Below are 23,375 nucleotides of genomic sequence, written 5' to 3' on the forward strand. Positions count from 1 at the left end.
CTATTCTACTAATCATAAAACGTTTATTGTTCAATTTTTTTGATTTTCACTAAGCAGTTGCAAATTGTGTGGCAATTTATTTATCAATGCTTTTATTTCATCATCCGACAAAATAGTATTAAATACTCTTAAATCATCCAAATAGCCATTGAATGCATTGGTTTTGTCGCCAATGTATTTCAATGGAAAAAACAAGGTTTGCACCTTCGCCGTCTGCTTACCATTGAAAAACGTCCGCTTTGCTCCTTCCAACTTTTCAACCAGAACACCGTTTACGTATAAACTTGTTCCTTTGTTATTACCGGTAATGGTAATATGAGTCCATTGTTCAGGTATTATCGAATAATTAAAATTGCAGTGATATCCTTCTCTTGAAAAACCTAACTTACCGGTTGATTGCTGTTTCAATTTCACAACGGCATCGGGTGAAGAAAAAAGCACAGCATTATCAGTATTGTTTTTGTCGGGATTTATTGAGAAACTGATGGTGTATCCGTAACCAATTCCCTCAAAGGGAGTTTGTATATAACTATTGCCTCCGTTCAACTTCAATGCCTGCTTTTTACGATCGATTTTTGCATTTTTCATTTCAAGAAACCTTGCATCTCTTCGATTTCTTCTATTTTGATCAAAACTATAATGAAAGACCAAAGAATCTTTTGAATTGATCCTCCCCATCATATTCAACCCAGGGCCTTCACCTAGGCCTTTGCTTTTTGCAAGAAATGTTTCATAACCCATTGGAGTTGTAGACCCGCCCCACATTTTTTGGGAAAGTACCTGCATGGCAGGAAATACCCTATGGTGCACATCTTTTTCTGTAATACCGTTACCTACATGATCATTCCAAACTGCAAATGAGCCCCCTTTGATCTTTGCATCATTTTCAGGAAAAGTTTCCTTTCCAATCATATTAGGTGTCCATTCATTGTAAAGGCGTTTTGCATTCAGGTAATCATAGTAATAGCCGGCAGCCGGCACGATGTACAGCCAGCCATCAGGCGTACTAATGGCATCAAAACCCTGTTTCATCATTTCTTTAGGATCAGCATATCCATTGTACCATAAATTCATCGTTACATTTTCTGACTTAACAGGAGTCGTTCCTGGTGCGTGAGTTAATGCTCCCCATAAGCGGGCTTTCTTACCATAGCTTTCAACCAGGCGTATGTAATGATCAGTAAAGGCCCTGAATTTTTCTGCCTCTTTTTTTGCATACTCATCTGTACCAATGTGGACTTCCTTTCCTCTAAAGACTGGATTTGGACCTTCCAGGTATTCTTTAAATACATTGTCAATAACCTCATAGGTCAAAGGATTATCCAAATCCAGATGGTCCTGGCCATATATGCTGCTTCCAATTCCAGGAACAGCCTTTGAAAATGCTAATGAATGAGCCGGCACGTCAATTTCAGGCACAATGTTAACCCCGTATTGTTCGGCCAGTTTTTGTAACTCTATAAAATCCTTTTTTGAGTAACTACCGTCTATGGCCGTCAATTTAGGATAAGTATCATTTTGCAAACGAAAAGCGGCATAGGTACTGTCCCAATTATCGCCGAAAAAACCTTGGAAACCATTATCACTTAGATGCACATGAAAATCGTTCATCTTATAATAAGACATAAATTTTACATAGTTACGTAAGAAGTCTATGGAAAAGAATTTCCGACCGCAATCCAATACAAAGCCCCGTACAGCAAACTGTGGATAATCAATGGCAATTCCTTCAGGAATTCTCCTGTAATCTTTATCCTGTTCCAGTATTTGCAACAAGCTGCGGGTGGCCCATAGTACACCAATAGGCTGAGCTGCTTCGATGGTAATAAAATCTTTAATAGTGAGTACATACCCTTCCTTACTTTTTACCGAATCAGTCGGTTTCAGGGTAAAGAAAATATCCCCCTTTGCAGGAATACCTAAACGAATGGAAGAATGATGCTTTGGTATGCTTTTCTTAAGATCATCCAAAAAAGTAGTTGCTACAGGCATCAATGCGTCGGCATATGCCGGATCAATGACCAGAGCTACTTTATCGTGCATCATAAATGTACCCGTAGTGCCATGCCATTCATGGAAAGCAGGAATAACAAAAGGAGCAGGATTCACGGCCTGCTGTGCAATTGCCTGCATAGATGACATGCCTAAAAAAACGGCAATAAATAGTGCATTTAGATGTTTGAAAGTATTATTCATAAGAGTTTGTTTTACTTTGGTAATGCCATTTAAAAAGCTCACATCAACTCATTTTGGGTTTCCTCTTATTGATTCGCCCTTTAAAATGGCTCTTGCCATTGATAAAGACCTCCATCAAGATTCTTCCGTCCGGAAGATCGTCAAGATTATAGTTGAATGTGCCATTTTTAATTGCAGAGTACTCATGCTGCTGGTACACCTTTCCATCAACGGTGAATACGACCTTCATTTCGCTCGTTTTATTAGAAACGACGCTAAATTCAGTATTGGAAGTAACGACCCGTGGATATAAGGAGAATGCATATTTAGCTTGTGTTGTATCGGCAACGAAATTAGGAGTAGCCACAAAACTGAGTTTCTCCCCATCGCCACAATCGCTCTCGAACGTGTGAATAAGGTTTCCTTTCATATCAAACATCCGCAAATAGCCATCGCCATTCTTCGGCTCTGCCCAAAATTCAAGCCCATTACCCGCTGTGTCGATCAGACACAACTCGTATTTGCCCTCTTTCAGCCTTATTGTGTCTTGGTAAAGCGTAGCAGCGTCCAGATCTTGAGGCCCTTTATGGAATAGTGTATTTCCTAATGCATCTATCAAAAAGACAGTATTATCCTTCGGTCGGTTGTTTGTCCTAAATTGCAGCACAAAATTGGTAGGATAAAGCTCAGGAGCGATAAAGGTAGTTGTTAATTCATTGTCGCCCATCCAGGCGTCTGCCACTCCATTTGGTTTAGACAAAGTAACGGTATACCTATTTTTGCCTTGTTTGAATTGCACTGGTTCATTCAGTACGATCTCGGTTGTCTTATTGAACTCCAGGTTGCCCTTCCAATGGTAAACTCTTTTTGAAAATCCATCTGTACCACAAGTTATGGTGAGCGAGCGCAAATTGTGTGAACCCAGGTTCCTGATCAAAAAACGGGGATTGAAACAGGCAGGATTCAGACGCTTAAATTGTTGTTCATCTGTTGGTACAAGAATCTGTTCCAAAGCCACATCCGTTTTTTGAAGCGGTGAAGAGTAGCAGAACATGTAGGCAGAGATATTCTCCTCAGCCTGAATATTACCCGTAGCGGTGTATGGCTCCATCATTATGGAAGCAGCGTGTTTGCCTGCAGAAGCTGGCACATCGATGATGTCGGGAACCTGCAAATCGCCGGGGCACCAGTAAGCGCGGCTATATACCCATGTTCCACCCTGAGGGTAAAGTGGGTTTCCCCCGCATTTTTTCCACATGTCACGGCGATCAACCAGCTTGCCATCCATACTCAACTCACGCCAGCGGGAACAAAATTCGCTGCAACCCTTTGGTCTGTCCATCCCATGGCCGGTATGCTGTATTCTGATTCTGCTAATTGCCGTACCGGTTGGAGCCACATAGCTGATAGGACGCAGAGAATCCACAATATTATAGTTTGGATCTCCATATTTGAATGCACCATTCCAGAGCGGAGTTATCCCAAGTGATCGTACCACAGACGGACCAGAAAGTATCTCAAAGTCAATAGTCAAGGCCCAACCCACAGTTTTATCCTCATAACCGGAATGGACGTACACAACCTCTACGCTGTCACGCAGAAGGGGTGCAAAATCGGTCACGTCAACTTTCCAGGTCCAGTTCCATCCTTTGTTGTAAATGCTTCCGTAAGGGGTAAGCATCCGCCCAATTTCGTAATTAATCATTTTTCCATTCAGCCCACCTTTTCGGCGAAGATAGATGTGATCCAAATAATCCCAATGAGCCGTACGGAGGCTATCGGGACTGCCGAGCGTTACCTTCATGGTGATTTTTCGTACAGGCGTTGATTCGGAAGGAAAGATACCCCAGGAAGGATATGGGTTATTCCCTGACATTTTGGTGTCGCAGATTACTGTCGTCCGATTGTGCGATACCACATGAATAATTTGTTTTTTTTGCGCGTAACAACTGATAGAAAGCACTAAAGACAAAAGAATTAATAACTTTTTCATCGAAAAGATTGAACTGTTTATTTGTAAGGAGCCGCCATATACTGTAGCCCTCTGTTTATTGTTTATCTATCTCTAAAGCAATCAGCTTTTGAGCGGTAATGTAGTTTTTGACGGTGCATCGGGCTTGTACAAAAACTTCAGTATGAAGACCTGTCCATCCAAGACAGGCCATTACAATTATTTTTTTATTCATAGATAAATTCTTTGGTAAAGATAATGTAGAACCAATTCAAAAGGGAGTCCGCTTTAAGACAGACTCCCTAGAAAAAGAAAATTCGATTTACAGCTTTTTCAATCTTATTTTCGTGCTATAAAATTCTCTTCCAGTACAATTTTTTTGCTGCCGCGAATATCACGGGAAGAAGATCCCACATTCAATCCGCAAAAGTCAGAAATAGCTGAATTTGCATCACAAGCATTTTTTTCATAAAACTGTTAGAAATAAGATCACTCTTTAATAATATTTATATATCCACAAGACCCTAATGGTTATTTCCCCCTTGTAATTCCGTTTTCATTGAAGGCATCCACGCGGAAATAGTAGGGAGTATCCTTATTCAGACCAGGAAGTTCAAGACTGTTCTTACCATACACCATTACAGAGTGATAAAGCTTTTGCTTTTCATTCCCGAAATAAACCACATAGCCAGTAGCTCCTTTTGAAGCCTGCCATTGCAACGATGCTCTTCTTGTATCAGCTGCATCTCGTCGCACATTCACCACATTCACTGCTTCAGGAATAACACCTTTTCCCTTTCCAAATACACGCAACCCGGATATTGAGAAATTACCATCAGGAACCTGCAAGTTTGTTATCTTTAAATAACGCGTATTCACGGTTCTAGGCAACACGATATAATCGTGTGTAATATCGGTTTCATTATTTGATTTATCAACCAACATTTCCCAGTGCTTGCCATCTGTTGAAGATTCAATGCTGTATTGATATGGTTTCAATGAAACGCCTGCTTTTAATTGCGATCCTTCATCGGCAAAATTCACCTGAAAGGCATTCACATTGTATTGTTGTTGAAGATCCATTTGCAACCATTCACCTTTATTTTCTGATGCTGCACTCCACCAACTGCGCACTTCTTCATCATTAGCCATCGTAGCCGGATGACCCGTCATTTCGGATGATGCTGTCAATGGTTTGTTGTATGATAACAGCATCCAGCCGGAGAACAGGCTTTCTTTTTCGAAATCCATTTTACGCTTTGGCATCACAGAAGGGTAATCGCCAAATGCGGTTATACAATGCAGTTGTCCATCCTTATCGAAAAAGGCGGGAAACAATCCAATACGACGCTCAAACATATGTCGTACCGAAATGGCCATAGTGGCAACGTGCCAGTAGTTTCCATATTTATCACAAAATGTGCTTCCATGCCCTGCCCCATTAATAAAACCTCCCGGCTTATAAGAAAAAGGGCTATTGGGCATATACGTAAATGGGCCCAGCGGCTTATCCGATACATAAACGCCGTCGCCATACACTTTAAACTCAGTACCGGGCGCTGCGTATTGCAAATAGTACTTTCCATTGTGCTTGTTCATCCAACTCCCTTCATTCCAGCCATCTTTTCCGTTGCTGTTTGTTTCGCCGTGTTCTTCCCATCCAAACTCTTTGAAACGATGTTCAATCAATACCTGCGGCGACCCAATGGTATCGAATTGACGTGAAGCATTGAGTTCCACTCCCATGATGGGCTTTGTACTGGAACAACCGTAATAGAAATACACTCGACCGTCATCATCTTTGAATAAGGCCGGGTCTGTCATGCGAATAGGAAAATGAGGATTGTATACCTTCCAGTTATCTTCCAATGGATTGGTGCTGTAATAGATGCGTGATGCACCCTGCGAAGCAATAAAAAAAACCGTATCGCGAATAGTTTCTACCGCAGGGGCATAATCCTCAACCGGCAAGGTGCTCGAGGGTCTGTAAGTCCACTGCAAAAGGTTATCAGAATACCAATAACCGCCTGATTTAGATGCATACAGAAAATAGTTTCCTTTATATAAATGTATAACCGGATCAGCCGCTTCGCGGTAAGAGGGCGAATCGTAACTGAAACGATAATTAAGATTGAGTGGATTGCACCAGGTAGCATTTCGATCCTGAGCATGCAGCATTAGTGCAGGCAATACACCGATAATGCACAGTGCCAGTTTCTTTGTAAGGCTATATTTCATAGAATTGCTTTTCAAGTTTTAAGCCTTATAAAATCGAAGTTGGCTGACCATTTCTATTTACCAGTACTTTTATGCTTTCGCCCGCTTTAACCTGAAGCTTTGGCCAATTTAAAAACTCGGTATAGCTTAATGGTTTGGTGGCATTATAACTGGTTTCTGCAAACAATGAAACCGATGCATCATATTGAGTAGGATTAGTCAATGTTAGTGTAATTCCATTTTTATTGGCACTTATAACTTGTGCTTCTACATGATCAAAGACTTGAAGTTGTTTAGTATCTGTTTGCAGATAAATGCCAGGCAGTTCAAGCGCCATCAGCATACCGTCTGTTTCTGTCCATGAGTTACGGGTATTAATGAAATTACCAATACTACCTTTCCCTTCTGCATCACTAGGCTGAATACGTTCCATACTGGATCCAATCAAATTGTTGGTAGTTGTATGGTTAGGCATATTCACAGCTTCAGCATGAGCATGTTGAATATCATTGATCAAATCGGCATACATAGAATTGCCTGTTGCCCGGTATAGCTTAAACAAGTAGTCGGCGGATGATGTGCAAACTCCCGGTGCCGCATGTTTATTTTGAATACTGGCCCAAACAGCTCCTGCCATGTTGCATTGTAATTTTCCGATGTCACTATTGGCCGGAAAAACAGGATCGTAAGATAGCACCCAGGTAGAACATAAAGCGGCCTGCACCTGCGCTCTCTGCAACCATATTTTATCACCAGTATAGGTGTATATAGCCATCAACGATTCTAAAAATCCAAATGATGATTCAGAGTCGGCATCCATTGATATATCGCCGCAATGACCGCCTGTTAAGCCTTGCTTCACCACATCACGAGTATAATAAAATTCTGCGGCCGCTTTTGCAGCCGCTAACCATTCGGGGTGCTGAAAGTAAGCGGAAGCCAGGGCCAAACCTGCCGGAGCAATTGCACCTGCGGTAGAATTAAACACGGCAATCTCACCTGTTTCGGGTACTATGTATTGGCCAAATTCGCCATGTTTTTTCCAGCTGTTGGTAAAGGCTGCAGCTAATTTTTTCGCCGCGCTTTCCCATTCAGGCTTTATCATGCTGCCATGTCCTTGTGCCTTTAAGAGCATTAGGTGTTTTACCATCCAAAACAAAACATCCGAATTTTTACGCACCATTGCCTGTAATTCAGGAAAATCCGGATGCATTTTTTCAGGGCGCAATTTGCCATTGGCCGTTATGCCACCATAAAAATATCCGCTTTTACCTTGTAGTTTGTTTACAACAAAATCCAGTTCTGCTGCCACCCGATCACGCTCTGTTTCAGTGTTCATCGCCAACATCGGATAAGTGTTCATCATTCCGCTTACCCAGCCTAACTGAAAATCTTTACCATTTTCCGGTAAGTAGTAACTTCCTGCCGGAACGGTTACGAAATTGTTCTTGCAAATAGTAGTGGCTACGTCTAAGTATTTGCTCATTGGCAATTGATTACGAGGGTGGTTAGGCCCGGTAATCGCTTTTCGCTCCTGCATAAATTTTGCAAGCAAATCAGGGATAGATTTTGCATCAAATACATAAATCCTGAACGGCAATGCAACTTCATCTCCTGCTTTCCAATCGGGAGCAACATCTCCGCTTTTATGAAAATCACCAAATCCTGTTGCTAATTTGCGCATAGACGGGGCCGAAATAACAAAAGAGCAACTGTCTTTTGCTGCATTTTCTTTAATCGTTAATCCATTATTACCAAATTTTGTTTGCTGTAGCGTAAGCACGATAAATCCCTTTTTGGCTTTAGGCGAATAAAAACACATGGCCGGAGTAGCCGTATTGCCGGTTTGTAAATCAACCAACGATGACATGCCTGGCTCTAAGACTAAGCGAGGATCATTTGAAATGGTAAGCGGCACCTTAGGATTGTAATACATATCTTTGGGATAAGCAGGATTATAACCATTCCCAATGGCGCGGTAGCGATTGCCATTGTACACGCTGGCAGGCACCAGTACATAGTTTTCCGTACTCCACTTGCTAAAATCGAAAGAAACCGACACGGCTGAGGCTAGCGCGGATCCTTCGGTAAGCTGAAATATTGCATTGACATCAACTGCTTTGCTGTTGCCGGCAACTGGCGCGCATTGCAGCTGCAACTTCCATTCCCCTGAGGTCGTGCTGATTTCATTACCCGTAAATACATTTTGATGAACAGCCTCGGTACCGTTATATGAGGTAATCTTGCAATGTAAAGAACCTTTAAGCTCCTTCAGTAATTGTTGTGGTAAGGCTTCCGTTTGTGCCGAAGCATAACTTGACATTAAACAAAATGACAATAAAATTGTAGAAAATTTCATTTATTTTTTTTCAGGTTTTACTCAATTATTTTTCAACCATCACTATTGAGGACTATACAAGTGCATAAATAGGAGTCTGCTTAAAAGTATAGGAATTGGAAAGTACAACACACAACAAAATTGACTAATATTTATGCTATTTTCACACTGTGATTAGCCTTGGGTCAATACGTATGGTACATTTTGAAAGGGCCATCAAACTCGTCGACAAGGAGTTTTCTGGCGAAGGAAGTTCAGCAATCTCGTGAAATTGATTATACTATAGATTAGATTTTATACCTGTACTGCACTCTGGATGGAGACAAAACACAAAAGCCACTAATAAGTGGCTTTTGCAAATCACTCCAATGTAAAATTCATAAAGAATCAACCTACTAGTAGTTAAATTGAAGGTTTAAGCTTTTCCCCGGATCCAATTACCGGCACTACAAGTTCTAACTTTACCTTATCATTTGCAGCATTTAATGCTTGCACCTCTATCGTTGATTTTCCTTTTTTAATCCATAGCTTATTAGGACTTGAAATTTCTTCCAGCTTATTTCTGTTTTTATCTGCTATGAAGAGTGCGCTGTTTTTATACATAATGAATTGTCCTGTTGACATTTTTTTGTTGATTGTCAACTCTTCCGCTCCCCATTTAATACGGATACCATCAGCCAAGGCATCTTTTGCAGCTTGAATTCTGATTGAAAACTCTAAGGGTTGCGTTTCAAATTCATTCTGAAGCTCAACTACCTGAGCCAGGGTTGAATATTCAATGTTTCGAGAACGATTTTCTTTCACCGGAAACAGTGTAAATGAGCTTTCACCATTTTGTTCCAGGTGAAATTTATAATTCAGATCCTTCAACTTTTCCTTTTGTGAAGGAGAAAACACCTGTAGGGCCCTTGCATTTTCCCAGGTACGAAAAGCTTTAAAAATAGCTGATTTTTCAGCACTATTTTCTACCGTTTGCTGGCTGAGTCCGAGCATATAGGTAGCGTTCCATCCCAATGATTTGGCCTGTAAATTTTCAGCATCATACATGCTCCAATCCCCGCTGTAACTCTGAATTCCAAAAGTTGCCGGCATGTAATTACTTTCAAACACGTATCGCATATCCTTGCCTTCAATACCCCACTTGTTAAGTACCGGACTGAACATATGATCTCCACCACCAACATTAACTACACTCATATAATGCCAGTTACCCTCGTACAGAGAACTCCCCATCACCTTCAGATATTCTCCGCCGTTTTGTTTATACCTGTCAAACAATTTTCGAAAAAAGCGTTTAAATGAATACTGGCCATGCCCCTGGTACATGCAACTTTCCAGACCGTCAAAATCAATATAATCCATACCTCCCTCTGTCAGCCATTTGCCATAATAATCAGCGTAAACTTCCTGCAGGTTCATGTCGGGAGCAAAACCATGATAACAATTAGGCTGCAGCTTTACAATGGTAGTACCAGTCGCATACGCCCCCTGTTTAGTGCCATGAAATCCCCTTTTAACATGAAGAAAAGTATAAGGTTTAGTTTTAGTGATTCCGTTGTATTCGATCAGCTCCTTACCGATTTTCAACACATTGGTATGATTGCCTTCCCAGCCTCCAAATTCATTAAAATAAGAGGTATCGGCCACTGTGATAATTGTATCGGTAGACGAAAGATTTTTGGTAATTGAAGTACGCATCATGATGGCTAAACTGTCGCTGGGCACAGGTGATACATCACTGTTTTTATTAGGCTGCAAAAATTCACAAAGCGTATGCAATCCATAACGGATGCCATTTTTTTGCATCAGGTTGCCAAATTCCGGTATGCTCATCGCCTGTCCTCCGCTAAAACTAATTTTCTTCATTCCCCAACGATTTGAAGGATTTGGATAATACTCACCCCAACCTTCATCCTGAACAGCTTTCAGGCCAAGCTGCTTACAATAGCTTGCCAAACTATCGTGAACTCCCCACCAAGCGACATCAGGGCGATAAGATGACGGATCCTTTATCCACTTCCCCTCTGATTTAATGTGAGGCAAACCTTCATTTAAGGTAATTGTTTCAATGGCTTTTAAGCCCTGCGAATCAGGACAGCCATAAAAAGCTATGGCCGAGCCCATAAAGTCAGCATCGGTAGGCAATACTAATTGATAACGGGCCGAGTTGGCTTTACCGTCCAGGTTATCGGGCAGAACCGGGAATCGGATCATTTGCTCCATCTTACGATCACGCGAATGCATGCAAATGCTGGTTCCAAAAGCAGGCTCCAGCGAGGCCCCATTTCCATAGCACATCCTGAAATATTCTTCAGGATTGGAATAAAATGCCACATCATTATTTCCATCGCCACCAATGGTAAAAGTTTGTCCTTCTTTTAAATGAGGTGGTAAGGGGTATTTTTTAGGATCGGGTGAATGAATGTAATAATACATACCTGTCATATCCCCATCTGTTGGAGGTCCACTGGTCGTATTGTCGTTCAAACCCAACATGCCAATGGCAAAATCATCACTACGTACCACAGAAATAATATCACCAATGGTTTTGGAGATATTGGTCTTGTATGGCCCCCATACTATATTATCCACCCCATTTCGCGGAGTTAACGATTGCAGTTGCAAACGTAGGTATTGCTGACGCTGATCAACTTTTACTTTAGCGACCGACCCATTAGGATAAGTAAGAACGATTTCTTTTTTAGCTGAATTGAACAGGGCTTTGGAAGGCAGGATATATTTCTTGTCTTTATACAAACTCACCAAGGCTGACGACAATCCTTTTGGAGCATATTCCTTCCCTGTTTTCTTTTCTTTAATTGAAGTAATATAGCCCTGTGCATTTATGCTTAATCGGACATATTGCGTTTGCAATTGAAATGCTTGCGCTTTTAGTTCATGCATTGACAACAGCAGGATGATTGCCGCGCAAAAACTTCTTAATAAATAGAATTTTAAATATTTCATATAACTTATAATTAAGGCTTTAATTCTCCTCTTCAGGATCATTTTGACTAAAATACTTAGCTCTAAACAAGTAATTTGACTCCATTTAAAACCCCATTATATTGACCAAAACTGATAGATTATTTGCTCCTATTGAAATTAGCACACAACTGCTCTAGCCTAAAAAGTAACAAAAAAGGGCTTATAGCCCTTTTTAAATCGATTTATCTTTTTTAATGAATTATCATTCGCGCAAACTGTCTCATTTTACAGCTTCGTAAACATTATTCCCAGCATCTCTTTTCAATCTAACAAACAATTTCTTATCCGAACCATCCCTGTTGGTTTTATATAAGTTCCAGTTGTTGGCATCTACGGCTTCAAGATGAAAAGACAGCGCAGCATCGGCCAACTCCTTTTTCACCCACCTCGGAAAGGCATTGGCTATCCTTGCATCTTCCCATGTTCTTATTGCTTTAAAAATTGCATCTTTCTGAGGACAACTTTCAACATCCTTCTGATTAAGCTTCAGACTGTAAGTCGTTCCTACCCCCACAGAAATTGCCTGAATGTGCTCGTAGTCCTCCACTTTCGATTTGGCGTTAATGGGAAAATTACCGCCCAGGCCTACCGGAAAATAGTTGGAATAGGTCACATCTCTCAGGTCTTTTCCCTGACTGGTCGAACTCCCCCATTCCCGGGTATCAACATCATACAAGTTTTTTCCACCTCCAACATTCCAGATGCTTTGGTAGTGCCAAGAACCCTCTGACAAAGTGGCCCCGGTAAAACGGATGTACGGAACGCTCTGTTCCGCAGCTCGTTCAAACATTTTACGGAAGAAACGCTTGGTTGAGTAATAACCATGTCCGTTGTTGAACAAAAATTCCTGCCCGTCGAAATCGTAATAACGCAAACCATTGATCGCACATATATCGGCAAAATGCTCAGCTATTTTATCCTGCAACTGCATATTCGGTATAAGTCCATCGTAACCATAATTAACAGTAACCTGAAGCTTATAAATTGCATCACCACTGACATGGTTGGATGGGTTGGTTTTCCAGTATCCGCGTTTAACATTTAAAAGTCTGAAAGGTTTCTGGTCAGAAACACCTGCATAATAAATAAGTTCTTTGCCAATTTTTATCATATTTAAGTTTGCACAATGTCCTTCCCAACTGGCAATCTCTTCAAGATGTGTAGGGTCATCTACAATAATGATCGTATCGGTTGGACTGATACTTTTTACCAACAGGCGTTTTTGCTGATAACACAAACTATCACTTGGAATTGGACTGGCGTCCATGGTTCCCGGCGCCAGAGAATTGGTAATTGGAGTTCTTCCTATCGTAATGCCATACTTAGCGGCCATATCGGCAAACTCTTTATGCGAAACATTTCCGCTTGTTAACTTTATTGGCTTCTTTTCAAAATTCTTTCCGTCAATATAACCATTGTTACCACGATTAGCCCTTAAGAAGCCTTGATCATATAAACTTATCGTTTTAAAGCCTAGTCTTGAAGTATAAGAGATGATACTATCGTTCAAATTACCGCTGGTAAGAGCATCTGGAACGTAAGCTGAAGGGTCTTTCACCCATTTCCCATTGATGGTTGGATAAGGTAGTTTTTCTGATAATACTATTTTCTGAACAACATCCATTAAAGCTGTACTATCCGGACTGCCCCATAAAGCTATAGAGGAGCCTATATAATCTACTCCTGGTAAGGGCTGCACTTGCAGATGATTGGGTTTGTTGGCAGCCATATTTGGAATAAGCGAGAAATAAATCTCTCTTTCAATAGACCGGTCTCTGGATTGATAGACAATGGATACTCTACCTTTCCTGTCAACCATTGCTGCGCTGCCGTACATGGTCCTGTACCAAGGTTCTTTGTGAGCGTAAAAAGCTACATCGCTGATACCATTGCCGCCCAGTGTAAAAACCTGTCCTTCGTGCAAGTTATTGGGCAAGGGATAACGCTTAGCGTCGGGGGTATGAATAATATACTGAAACGGGGCTGCATCTCCAATTGTTTCAGCTGTGCCCCCCAGGGTATTATCATTTAATGCGAACATACCAATGGCGTAATTAACTGCTTCACTCGTATCTCGGGCAACCCCTATTATTTCGCCAAACAAATTGGTGATATTCGTGTGATAGTCACCCCATTGAATTACATCAATTCCGTTGCGCGGAGAAAGAGTCTGTAGGGTAAATTTAAAATATTTCCTTTGAGGTATGACAGCGACTTTAGCCACTGATCCATTTGGGTAGTTAAGTACCAGTGTTTTGTTGTTTTTGGTATAAATAGCTTTAGTTGGTTGATAGTAAACCTTTTTTTTGCTGTCGTAAAGGCTCATCAAGGGCGAAGGTTTATCCGAAGGGCTGAATTCACGATTAGGCTGAACTGTTATATTCTTCATACTGGTGATCCAGCCTTTGTTGTTGATGTGAATTTTAAAATAATCAGTACTAAAATCGCACTGAGCAAAAGCACCTGCCACAGAAAACATCGCTCCTAAGAACAGGGGTGCTATTTTATTAAATTTTAATTCCATGATTATATTGTTTAACTATCCTAGGTGACTGTAACTTCAACTTTTCAAATGGAACACCTGCCCGGTTTAATTTCCCAAACTCATGCGAGATGCTAGCCACTAAACTAAGTAATTGTGTGCTATCTAAAAGCCTACTATTTTGACTAAAATTGATGATTTATTGCACCCACTTAAAATAAATAAGGAGCTAAAAAGCTCCTCATTTATTTTAATCAACTATATGAAACTAGAAATTTTGGAAAGTATAACTATCAATTAATCATTTAAACTAATTTTGGATTATACTCCTTTGGTTTTAAGTATTTCGGGGGTTCCATTGGCACGTATTTCAATCTTTATATCAGCACCACTTTCACCTGTATATTTACCATCAAAAATGATTTCGTTAGAACCAACTGCCAATATTGGTAAAGGCTTATTTAATTCGATGGTTTGTAATAACTGCCACTGCTTATTATAAAGTTTTACCATTTTGCCATCACACTTCAATATTTGTCCTTTCTTCAAACTTAGCGGCAACACCAATGCATCCTGGTGATTAATTGCAATAGATGGTTGATCGAACATAACCTCAGAATCAGTTTCTTTACCCGGTGCCATCGTAATAATAAATTCAACCGCTTGCTCAGAAGCTGGATTATTGAAAGTAAAGGTTGAAAACACGGGCTCTCCAGGTTGCTTCAACTGCTGAACATGTTTAAAATAGGCATTGTAAACAGGAATTAACTTATATGTTTTTTTATCGGATGCCTCCAAATGAAATTCAGTCTTCAGGCTCCGCATTCGTTCTTTTTGCGTTTCGCTAAACACACCCTGCATCCGAGCTCCTTCCCATAATTTGAGCAGAGCCAGTATTTCATCTTTTTTTCCATGTTTATGAAGCGTTTCCAAACTGGTAGATAAGCCAAAGCCTGCATTGTAACCAGCACCTAGCGCCAGCATCCATTCAATATCTTCAGGTGTGGTTTCGGGGCGCAGACTAAACCATCCCAACATAGCAGGCATCAGGTTGCGGATATAAAATTGCTGATTTTTTAATCGTAATTGCAGCTGACTTTCGCGGAAGCCTGCATACCATGGCTCGCCCCAATTCATACGGGTGTAAATATGCCAGAAGTAATGGCCGGGATTACTTGCATCATTTATTACCTTGCCTTGTAGTTCCGGCTTCAAGTTATCGTACCAGGTTTTGGTAAACTGCTGTCGTGCATATTGCCCCATCCCGGATGACCAGCAGCCTTCCAGTCCGTCGAATGAAATTTGCCGCAAGCCAGTTTCATTAAATAAACGGGCAATGGTTTTCGACATTTCTTCCTGCAAAGCATAATTGGTAAGAAATACTTTATAAGGGTGATCCATTAACTTTCCGATACTGTCGTTTTGTTCATGGGCAGCTGCCGTAGTGCCAAAGACTCCGCGTTCACAATTGAGCAGTTTCCATGGGGTCGATGCTGAAACCGATCCATAGCGAATGATTTCATCACCTACCACTACTGCTTTAAGTGTATTGTTTTCCATTTGGTTAAAAAATGTAGGATTTTGAATCCCGATCTCTTTTGCATTGGCTTCAATCGCTGAACTTAACCGAGAGTAACCAACCTTGGCAAGGCGAGGATCCGGCTTCGGTGTTACATAGGCATCATTGGTCGTTATAAAATTCGATAAGGTGTGTATGCCGAGTGCAATTCCCCGTGCCTTGGCCAACTCCACGCATTGCTTCATACTGGCCCAGTTTTGTGGAAACGCTTTACTTTTTAACTTAAAGTGCCCCCAATTTTCAAAAGGATCGCCATGATACAGATAACGGAAGCCACCCTGTTGGGCCAGATCCATTGCTTCCTTCAGATTATCCATACCAAAATCCATAATCAGATAAGAATCAGTAGCATGAACATTCTGCTTACCCCAAATGCCATCAAACATCGGATGCGGAAGACCTTCTTTAACCTCAATTTGTGAAATAGTTGAAAGCACCTCAGGAGTTGATACACCAAAAAGTGCAATTTTACTTCCAGCTACCCCACCATCATTGAATGCAGGTGCGAGGTACGATGAATGACTCCAATTTTCGATAATTCGATCTTTATTTCTATTACGACAATATGCCTGAAGAGAACTACCATACTCGGTCGGACGAGCAACATCGCCTCTGAATAATTGCTTATGTAAGTCGTCTCCCTTCACATCCACCTTATTTCCTCCCTCAAAAACATCGTAGGAAGGCTCGATATCACTTTCGTTATTTGGATAACCTCCAAGGGTTTTCACATTCAGAGCCTGCAAACCAATAGCAAACCTGGGATTACGTACAACGCCTACTACTTCGCCTATTGTATCAGCAATTCTGGTAGGATATGGCCCCCACAACACCAAGTCAACAGCTTCGGTATGTGTTAACTTCTTCAATTCAAAACTGATGTAATTATCCTCTTGCTGCACTTTAACAATAGCTTCTAAACCTGGCTGCGGATATGACAACAACAGCTCTCCACTTTTTGCTTTCCATTCACAATGTTGGGGAGCAAGGACTTTTCCGTCTTTTTTTACACTCAATAAAGCCGAAGCTTTTTCTTTAACCAAAAATTCTTGCTGAAGTGCAATGCTCTTCATACTGGTTAGCTTTCCTGTAGCGTCGAGTTGGAGACTCCATTGTTTTGTTTTAAAATTAACCTGAGCATGGGCCGACTCCCAAACTCCCAATAGCATCATCGAACTATAAATCAAAGTCCTTTTAACAGTGTTCTTCATTATCATGTAACTTTCCTAAAAGTATAGTAATTGACTGCTTCAGTACACAACTAAATTGACTAATAACTATGCTTTTTTCACCATCTATTTAGTTGGATAGAAGTTCCTCCGAACCATATACTCAATGCGCAGATTTAAAAAGTACATTTTAACAAAAAAAAGTTGCTTGTGCAACTGGCTTAATTAAGCATATAAGTAAGGTGCTTACTTCACATCAATCTTCAATTCTGCTTTTTCCAAATCATTTGCTTTAACTACTAACTTCATAGGGTCTTTTGCATTCGGACGGGCCTTCAAAATTACCAGTAATAATCCATTAAATACTGCACCTTCCAAGCTGCATTGAATAGTATCCTTAGCAGTAGGTATTGTGTTTCCATCTTTATCTGTAACCGCAACGGTAACAAAAACAAGGTCGCTGCCATCTGCTTTCAAAGCTGTTTTATAGGCAGTTAATTGAAGCTTTGCTGCAACATCCGTGGTTTTCACTATCGAAGTAGCCCATACTTTTCCATCCTTATAGGAAATGGCTTTTAATTCACCGGGTTCGTACACTACCTCGTTCCAGCGCAAGCGATATTCGTATTGAATTTTCTTTTTACGACCCAATGATTTACATATTGGTATATAAGTTTAATTTTGGTCATTTAATGAAAAATAAATTCTTTAACTGACAGCTTTCAGCAACAAAAAAACAATAGTGATCACAATGCTTATTTTGCCTACACCTTTCCTAATAACTTTTTTTCAATATGTCAATCAAACTTAATTTCAATTATGCAAAATGAAAAAAACAAAGAAGATTGACAATAGCATCACAATCCATTCCCAGATTGTTTATTATATTTCAAATAGTATTTTTACATTTACCGCATGGAACATACTGAGAATTCGTAGTACTGAAAATCTCCATTTGAGCCGGTATCATGGCATTCTTTTTACTATTGCCTTCCATTGATAGTAATTAACTCTGTGAAATTAGCAGATTTAAAATTGCAGAAGATTTAATCGAAGAATAAGAATAACGTAAATAAAAAATCTAAAATGAAGAAGTATTTATTTTTACTTTCTGCTTTAGTTCTGAGCTTACCAATTAAAATGAATGCTCAGGACAAGGAAAAGAATCAGAATAAGAGTCGTCCAAACATTATTTACATGATGAGCGATGACCACGGTTATCAGGCTATTAGCGCCTATGGCTATAAATTAAACCATACACCTAATATTGATGCCATAGCTAATGAAGGAATGCTTTTCAATAGGGCTTTTGTAACCAATTCAATTTGTGGGCCGAGCCGTGCCGTGATGCTAACAGGTAAGCATAGCCATGTAAATGGGTTCATGGACAATCACAGTACATTTAATGGAAATCAACAGACCGTTGCTAAGCTAATGCATGATGCCGGATATCAAACTGCCATGGTTGGTAAATGGCACTTAATCTCCGATCCGCAGGGTTTTGATTATTGGATTACCATGCCCGGCCAGGGAGAATATTACAATCCTGAGTTTATTGAAAATGGGGTACATAAAAAAGTAGCAGGTTATGTAACTAACCTAACTACCGACTTTGCAATCAACTGGTTGGAGAAACGCGATAAAAACAAACCATTTTTCTTGATTTACCAACAAAAAGCCCCTCACCGTAACTGGATGCCGGAACCAAAGTATTATCATCTTTTCGACAGTGTAAAAATTCCAATGCCGGCGAATTTCTACGACGATTATAAAACTCGTACTCGCGCAGCTCATGAACAGGAAATGGGAATTACAAAAGTTATGAATTATGCTTATGACTTGAAACTAGCCTTTGATTTACCTAAAGATAAGCAAGTTGGTTTGGCAGGAATGTGGCAAGGCATTTATAACCGTATGACCCCCGAGGAAAAGAAAAACTATGAAGCAGCTTATGCTCCTGCTAATGATGCATTTTACAAGGCAAACCTTACCGGTAAGGCACTTGATGAATGGAAATATCAGCGCTATATGAAAGAGTATTTAAAATGCGTTCAAAGTGTTGATGATAATGTAGGTCGAGTAATGGATTATTTGAAAGCAAATGGTTTGGATAAAAACACCATTATCATCTACACCTCTGATCAAGGTTTTTACTTGGGAGAACATGGTTGGTTTGATAAGAGATTCATGTACGAAGAATCCTTCCGCACTCCATTGATCGTTAAATGGCCTGGTGTGACACATAAATCAACTACCAATACTATGGTACAAAATCTTGACTTTGCAGAAACCATTTTAGATATGGCCGGCCTTCCTATCCCGTCAGATATGCAAGGTAAAAGTTTTACTTCTGTACTTAAGGGTCAAAAAGGGAACATTCACGATGCCTTATACTATCATTTTTATGAAAATCAGGAGCACAAGGTAGCCAAACATGTAGGCGCTAGAACTGATCGTTACAAAATCATCTGGTTTTATGAAAATAATGAATGGGAACTATATGATTTAAAGAAAGATCAACATGAAATGAACAACGTGTATGATAAACCTTCGTATAAGAAAGTACAGAAAATGATGAAAGAGAAGCTACAGGATCTTATGGCTCAGTATAAAGATCAAGTTACTACTTCAAACACAGTACATAAATAGGTATAAAAATTAGGGGAAGATCGATAATTAATATCTTCCCTTAATTTTCTTATCAAAGAAATTGATTACTCAGCAAATCACTAAACCGATAAATGAAACTTTATCGGTTTTTTTATGCCCTAATTTATCCTAACTGCAAGAACATACTTGAATTTAATCTTCCTTAATTTTTCCATTAAAGCTTGAGATTAACACCGAGCATTTAACTAAATTGTATAACGGATATATGTTGAAGTGAAAACCTTAACAGAAAGCTTTATGGTAAAAACATATTTTATTTTAATTGCCTTTTTTTTAACACATCAGGTTGCATCTGGACAGTCACATACACCTGCAGACAGTTTAAAAGCGCTTTTGAACCTTACCCAAAATCCAGAAGAAAAAATCAAACTAACATTACAACTTTCTGAGGAGTTTTATAAGTCAGACCCCACACTGGCACTTAAATACAGTAATGAATCAGAGCAACTTGCAACTAAAATCTATTCAGACTCCTTAATGAATAAAGTTTACCTAAACCAAGCCACCGCTTATTTACACTTAGGCAATTATCCTCGTGCGCTCCAACTTTTCTTCAAAGCTATTCATGGGGCTCAAAAGTTAGATGACAGTTATACACTTTTTTATGCTTACGAAAAATTAGGAATTCTATATTATTATCAGAAAGACACAATCAATGCCCTGAACCACTTTTTTGAAGCGCTTAAACAATTCTCCCTTAAAAAGCCGGAAAATAAAAAACAAATCGAACGTAAAGCCTATGTGTTAAACAATATTGGCATGATCTACGATGAAACAAAAAAATACGCTGAATCGGCCCAATACCTCAGTGAAGCACTAACACTTGGCAAACAATTGAACGATCATGAACTTATGGCTGCAGTGCTCAGCAATCAAGGCAGGCTATTACATGATCAGGAAAAAAATGATTCAGCACTCATTCGCTACAAAGAGGCCTTGGCACTACGGCGAAAAAACGACAACAAATGGGGCATTATGCGTTCCTGCCTAAGCATGGGTCAGTTCTATTTTAACATTAAGGATTATAAAACAGCAGAAACCTATTTAAAAGAAGCGATTGTATTAGGTACAGAAATTAAATCCTGGGAAAATGTAAATGCTTCTTCAGCTATTCTTTTCCAGTTATATAAACAAAAAAAGGATTATAAAAATGCATTGAATGCGCTTGATTTAAATAAGAAGGTAAATGATTCGCTCTACAGCGAGGATAAAGCTCGTAAAATAGGACAATTGGAAATGCAATTTGACTTTGACAGAAAGCAAATTGAAGCACAAGCTAAACAAAGAGAAAAAGATTTGTATTACTTGTTGGGCGCACTTGGCCTGGGTTTGTCGTTAATTATAGTGAGTCTACTTTACTTTTTGCAAAAAAATAAAGCAAGAAATTCGCAACTGGAGCAAGCACATTTGAAGTTGGAAAAAAAGAATCTGGAAAAAGACATTGAGCTGAAAGATAAAGAACTAACGACTAATGTCTTACACCTCATGCAAAAAAATAAACTTATTGATGCTATTTCTGAAAAATTACTTAAAATCAAACAAAGTGTGGGAGCAGAATCACAGCCGGCTGTACAAAAGGTGGTCACGGACCTTCAATCCAATCTGCAACCAGAACTCTTACAGGAATTTGAATTCAGATTTCAACAAGTGCATGAAGAGTTTTATAATATTTTAAATGAAAGATTCTCCAACCTTAGCCCTACCGAACGAAAACTATGTGCGTTCTTAAGGTTAAACATGACAACCAAAGAAATTTCAGCCATCACCCACCAGAGCATTAAATCAATCGAGATTGCCCGAACCCGACTGCGTAAAAAATTAAACTTAACCGGTTCTGATCAAAACCTGGTAACCTTCCTGATCCAATTGGATTCAAAAAATCACGTTTAAACTTAAAGACTATCAAACAAATAGCATTTATCGAGAACAAATCCTGTTTTACTTTAATCAAGGATAAAGATTCATATGTATATTAGGCCTAAATCTTAGGTGTGATTTGGACAATTATCATGAAAGCTTTTTGTGCTAGAAGAAAAACGACAACAGCATTAAATATAAAACAAAAATTCATCTTACTTACCTGTATATTATTTACTTGTTTTAATACTTATGGGCAATCTACTCAGCTAGACAGTTTAAAAGAGTTATTGAGGATTACTGACAATAGCCTAGAAAAATTTAAAATAACCTTTCAACTGTCGGTATTAACCGGTAATTCGGATGCTCGTACCTCATTAAAATATGCACAGGAATCCATGCAGTTGGCTAATAAAATCCAGACGGATACCCTAGTGAATAAAGCCACCCTTAATCTTGCGAATGCTTATCTGCAAATTGGAAATTACCCACAAGCCTTTCAACTTTATCAAGAAATAATCAAAAATAAGGATTCCAATTCCAATGCACTTTTAGCTGCCTATACCAGTATTGGCATTATCTATTATTATCAGCGAGATTATAAAAATGCTTTAACGAACTATAGTAAAGCTCTTAGTTTTTTCTCTAAGACAAACCAGGAAACAGATCTGGAAAAACTTCTTAGAAAAGAAAAACTATTAAACAGTCTTGGAATTCTCTATGAGGAAATGAAAGAGTTTGATAAGGCAAACACCTTTTATACGGAGGCGTTAAACATTACCAAGCAGATAAACAATCTAAATTTCATGGCACATGTGCTCACCAACCATGCACGACTATATCACCGGCAAGGTAAAGATGAATTAGCGCTTAAGTATTATTTAGAAGCATTGGAAATTCGAAAAAAAGTCAATGACAAGCTAGGGCTCGCTCTTTCTTATGATAGCTTGGGAGAGTTTTATTTTGAATTAAAAGATTACAGCACCGCAGAATTATACTTAAAAGAGGCCATTATTTTAGGACAGGGAATCGGGGACTTGTTAACGGTACGCCGCTCTTCATCAAATCTGTATAAGTTATATCAGCAACAAGGAAAATATAAAAAGGCCTTTAATACCCTTGCATTAAATAAGCAGGTGAGTGATACCTTATTCAATGCTGAGCGTTCTAATAAAATTGCTCAATTGGAAATGCAATTTGAGTTTGATAAGAAGCAACGTGAAGCTCAAGCCAAACAACGAGAAAAAGAGCTGAATTACTTGTTAGGAGCATTAGGACTTGGTCTGTCATTAATTATCGTGAGTTTGCTTTACTATTTGCAAAGAAATAAGGTTAAACGTTCAATGCTGGAACAAGCACATTTGAAGTTGGAGAAAAAAAATCTCGAAAAAGACATTGAACTGAAAGATAAAGAGCTAACCACTAACATTTTGCACCTCATGCAGAAAAACGAGCTTATTGATGATATTTCTGAAAAACTACTTAAGATTAAACAAAATGTAGGGGCAGACTCTCAGCCTGCTGTGCAAAAGGTGGTCATGGACCTTCAATCTAATTTGCGCCCTGAACTCTTGCAGGAATTTGAATTCAGATTTCAACAAGTGCATGAAGATTTTTATGTTATTTTAAATGAAAAATTCCCTAACCTTAGCCCCAGTGAACGAAAACTATGTGCTTTTTTAAAGTTGAATATGACGACCAAAGAAATTTCGGCCATCACTCACCAAAGCATTAAAACCATCGAGATTGCCAGAACCCGACTACGTAAAAAATTAAATTTAACCGGCTCGGAACATAACTTGGTAACATTCCTGTCTCAACTCGAAAGAGCCTAAATCAATCAACTTTTTTTACATTAAATAAAAAGAATCCACTATAACAAAGTTCTTCTGTTCACCCTCTTAGATATACAGAATAACACTCACTTTTAGCATTGTAGTAGTGAAATT

The 23,375-nt window shown here is 39.3% G+C and carries 12 protein-coding genes; 3 read left to right on the plus strand and 9 right to left on the minus strand.

The window, feature by feature from the left end; all coding sequences use genetic code 11:
- Positions 1 to 30: 30 nt before the first annotated feature.
- The 9 genes from FN756_RS12585 to FN756_RS12620 all read right to left on the minus strand — a co-directional run bounded on the left by FN756_RS12585 (position 31) and on the right by FN756_RS12620 (position 17,550).
- Entirely contained in the window at positions 31 to 2,196 is a 2,166-nt protein-coding gene (locus tag FN756_RS12585) for a family 20 glycosylhydrolase (RefSeq protein WP_142604464.1), read from the minus strand.
- Between the two features lie 43 nt (positions 2,197 to 2,239).
- Positions 2,240 to 4,168 carry a peptide-N-glycosidase F-related protein gene (locus FN756_RS12590; RefSeq protein WP_142604465.1) on the minus strand — a complete coding sequence of 643 codons (1,929 nt, stop codon included), beginning with the start codon at positions 4,166 to 4,168 and terminating at the stop codon, positions 2,240 to 2,242.
- Between the two features lie 55 nt (positions 4,169 to 4,223).
- A complete protein-coding gene (locus tag FN756_RS14515; protein WP_185955277.1) occupies positions 4,224 to 4,361 on the minus strand; it encodes a hypothetical protein in 138 nt (45 codons plus the stop codon).
- Positions 4,362 to 4,657: 296 nt separating this feature from the next.
- Positions 4,658 to 6,364, minus strand: a complete 1,707-nt coding sequence (locus FN756_RS12595) for a family 43 glycosylhydrolase (protein WP_142604466.1) — start codon at positions 6,362 to 6,364, stop codon at positions 4,658 to 4,660.
- 25 nt (positions 6,365 to 6,389) lie between these two features.
- On the minus strand, positions 6,390 to 8,702 hold the full coding sequence (locus tag FN756_RS12600; RefSeq protein WP_142604467.1) for a hypothetical protein: 2,313 nt from the start codon (positions 8,700 to 8,702) through the stop codon (positions 6,390 to 6,392).
- Between the two features lie 381 nt (positions 8,703 to 9,083).
- Positions 9,084 to 11,648 carry a hypothetical protein gene (locus FN756_RS12605; RefSeq protein WP_142604468.1) on the minus strand — a complete coding sequence of 855 codons (2,565 nt, stop codon included), beginning with the start codon at positions 11,646 to 11,648 and terminating at the stop codon, positions 9,084 to 9,086.
- 241 nt (positions 11,649 to 11,889) lie between these two features.
- Entirely contained in the window at positions 11,890 to 14,193 is a 2,304-nt protein-coding gene (locus FN756_RS12610) for a hypothetical protein (RefSeq protein ID WP_221929060.1), read from the minus strand.
- A gap of 279 nt (positions 14,194 to 14,472) precedes the next feature.
- Positions 14,473 to 16,941, minus strand: coding sequence for a hypothetical protein (locus FN756_RS12615; protein WP_142604469.1), 2,469 nt, complete (start codon positions 16,939 to 16,941; stop codon positions 14,473 to 14,475).
- 204 nt (positions 16,942 to 17,145) lie between these two features.
- Entirely contained in the window at positions 17,146 to 17,550 is a 405-nt protein-coding gene (locus tag FN756_RS12620; RefSeq protein ID WP_221929062.1) for a DUF4982 domain-containing protein, read from the minus strand.
- 435 nt (positions 17,551 to 17,985) lie between these two features.
- Here FN756_RS12620 and FN756_RS12625 point away from each other — a divergent pair, with 435 nt between their 5' ends.
- The 3 genes from FN756_RS12625 (at position 17,986) to FN756_RS12635 (ending at position 23,261) form a co-directional block, all read left to right on the plus strand.
- Positions 17,986 to 19,548, plus strand: a complete 1,563-nt coding sequence (locus FN756_RS12625; protein WP_142604471.1) for a sulfatase family protein — start codon at positions 17,986 to 17,988, stop codon at positions 19,546 to 19,548.
- A gap of 258 nt (positions 19,549 to 19,806) precedes the next feature.
- Positions 19,807 to 21,459 (plus strand): tetratricopeptide repeat protein, encoded by a 1,653-nt coding sequence (locus FN756_RS12630; protein ID WP_142604472.1) that lies wholly within the window; start codon positions 19,807 to 19,809, stop codon positions 21,457 to 21,459.
- 119 nt (positions 21,460 to 21,578) lie between these two features.
- Positions 21,579 to 23,261 (plus strand): tetratricopeptide repeat protein, encoded by a 1,683-nt coding sequence (locus FN756_RS12635; RefSeq protein ID WP_142604473.1) that lies wholly within the window; start codon positions 21,579 to 21,581, stop codon positions 23,259 to 23,261.
- Positions 23,262 to 23,375 lie beyond the last annotated feature (114 nt).

The sequence above is a fragment of the Solitalea koreensis genome (assembly GCF_900182575.1).
In the GTDB taxonomy this organism is placed as follows: domain Bacteria; phylum Bacteroidota; class Bacteroidia; order Sphingobacteriales; family Sphingobacteriaceae; genus Solitalea; species Solitalea koreensis.

Coding starts and splice junctions, on each gene's coding strand:
- FN756_RS12585 (WP_142604464.1), bottom strand. CDS start 2,196: ATGAATAATACTTTCAAACATCTAAATGCACTATTTATTGCCGTTTTT.
- FN756_RS12590 (WP_142604465.1), bottom strand. CDS start 4,168: ATGAAAAAGTTATTAATTCTTTTGTCTTTAGTGCTTTCTATCAGTTGT.
- FN756_RS14515 (WP_185955277.1), bottom strand. CDS start 4,361: ATGAATAAAAAAATAATTGTAATGGCCTGTCTTGGATGGACAGGTCTT.
- FN756_RS12595 (WP_142604466.1), bottom strand. CDS start 6,364: ATGAAATATAGCCTTACAAAGAAACTGGCACTGTGCATTATCGGTGTA.
- FN756_RS12600 (WP_142604467.1), bottom strand. CDS start 8,702: ATGAAATTTTCTACAATTTTATTGTCATTTTGTTTAATGTCAAGTTAT.
- FN756_RS12605 (WP_142604468.1), bottom strand. CDS start 11,648: ATGAAATATTTAAAATTCTATTTATTAAGAAGTTTTTGCGCGGCAATC.
- FN756_RS12610 (WP_221929060.1), bottom strand. CDS start 14,193: ATGGAATTAAAATTTAATAAAATAGCACCCCTGTTCTTAGGAGCGATG.
- FN756_RS12615 (WP_142604469.1), bottom strand. CDS start 16,941: ATGAAGAACACTGTTAAAAGGACTTTGATTTATAGTTCGATGATGCTA.
- FN756_RS12625 (WP_142604471.1), top strand. CDS start 17,986: ATGAAGAAGTATTTATTTTTACTTTCTGCTTTAGTTCTGAGCTTACCA.
- FN756_RS12630 (WP_142604472.1), top strand. CDS start 19,807: ATGGTAAAAACATATTTTATTTTAATTGCCTTTTTTTTAACACATCAG.
- FN756_RS12635 (WP_142604473.1), top strand. CDS start 21,579: ATGAAAGCTTTTTGTGCTAGAAGAAAAACGACAACAGCATTAAATATA.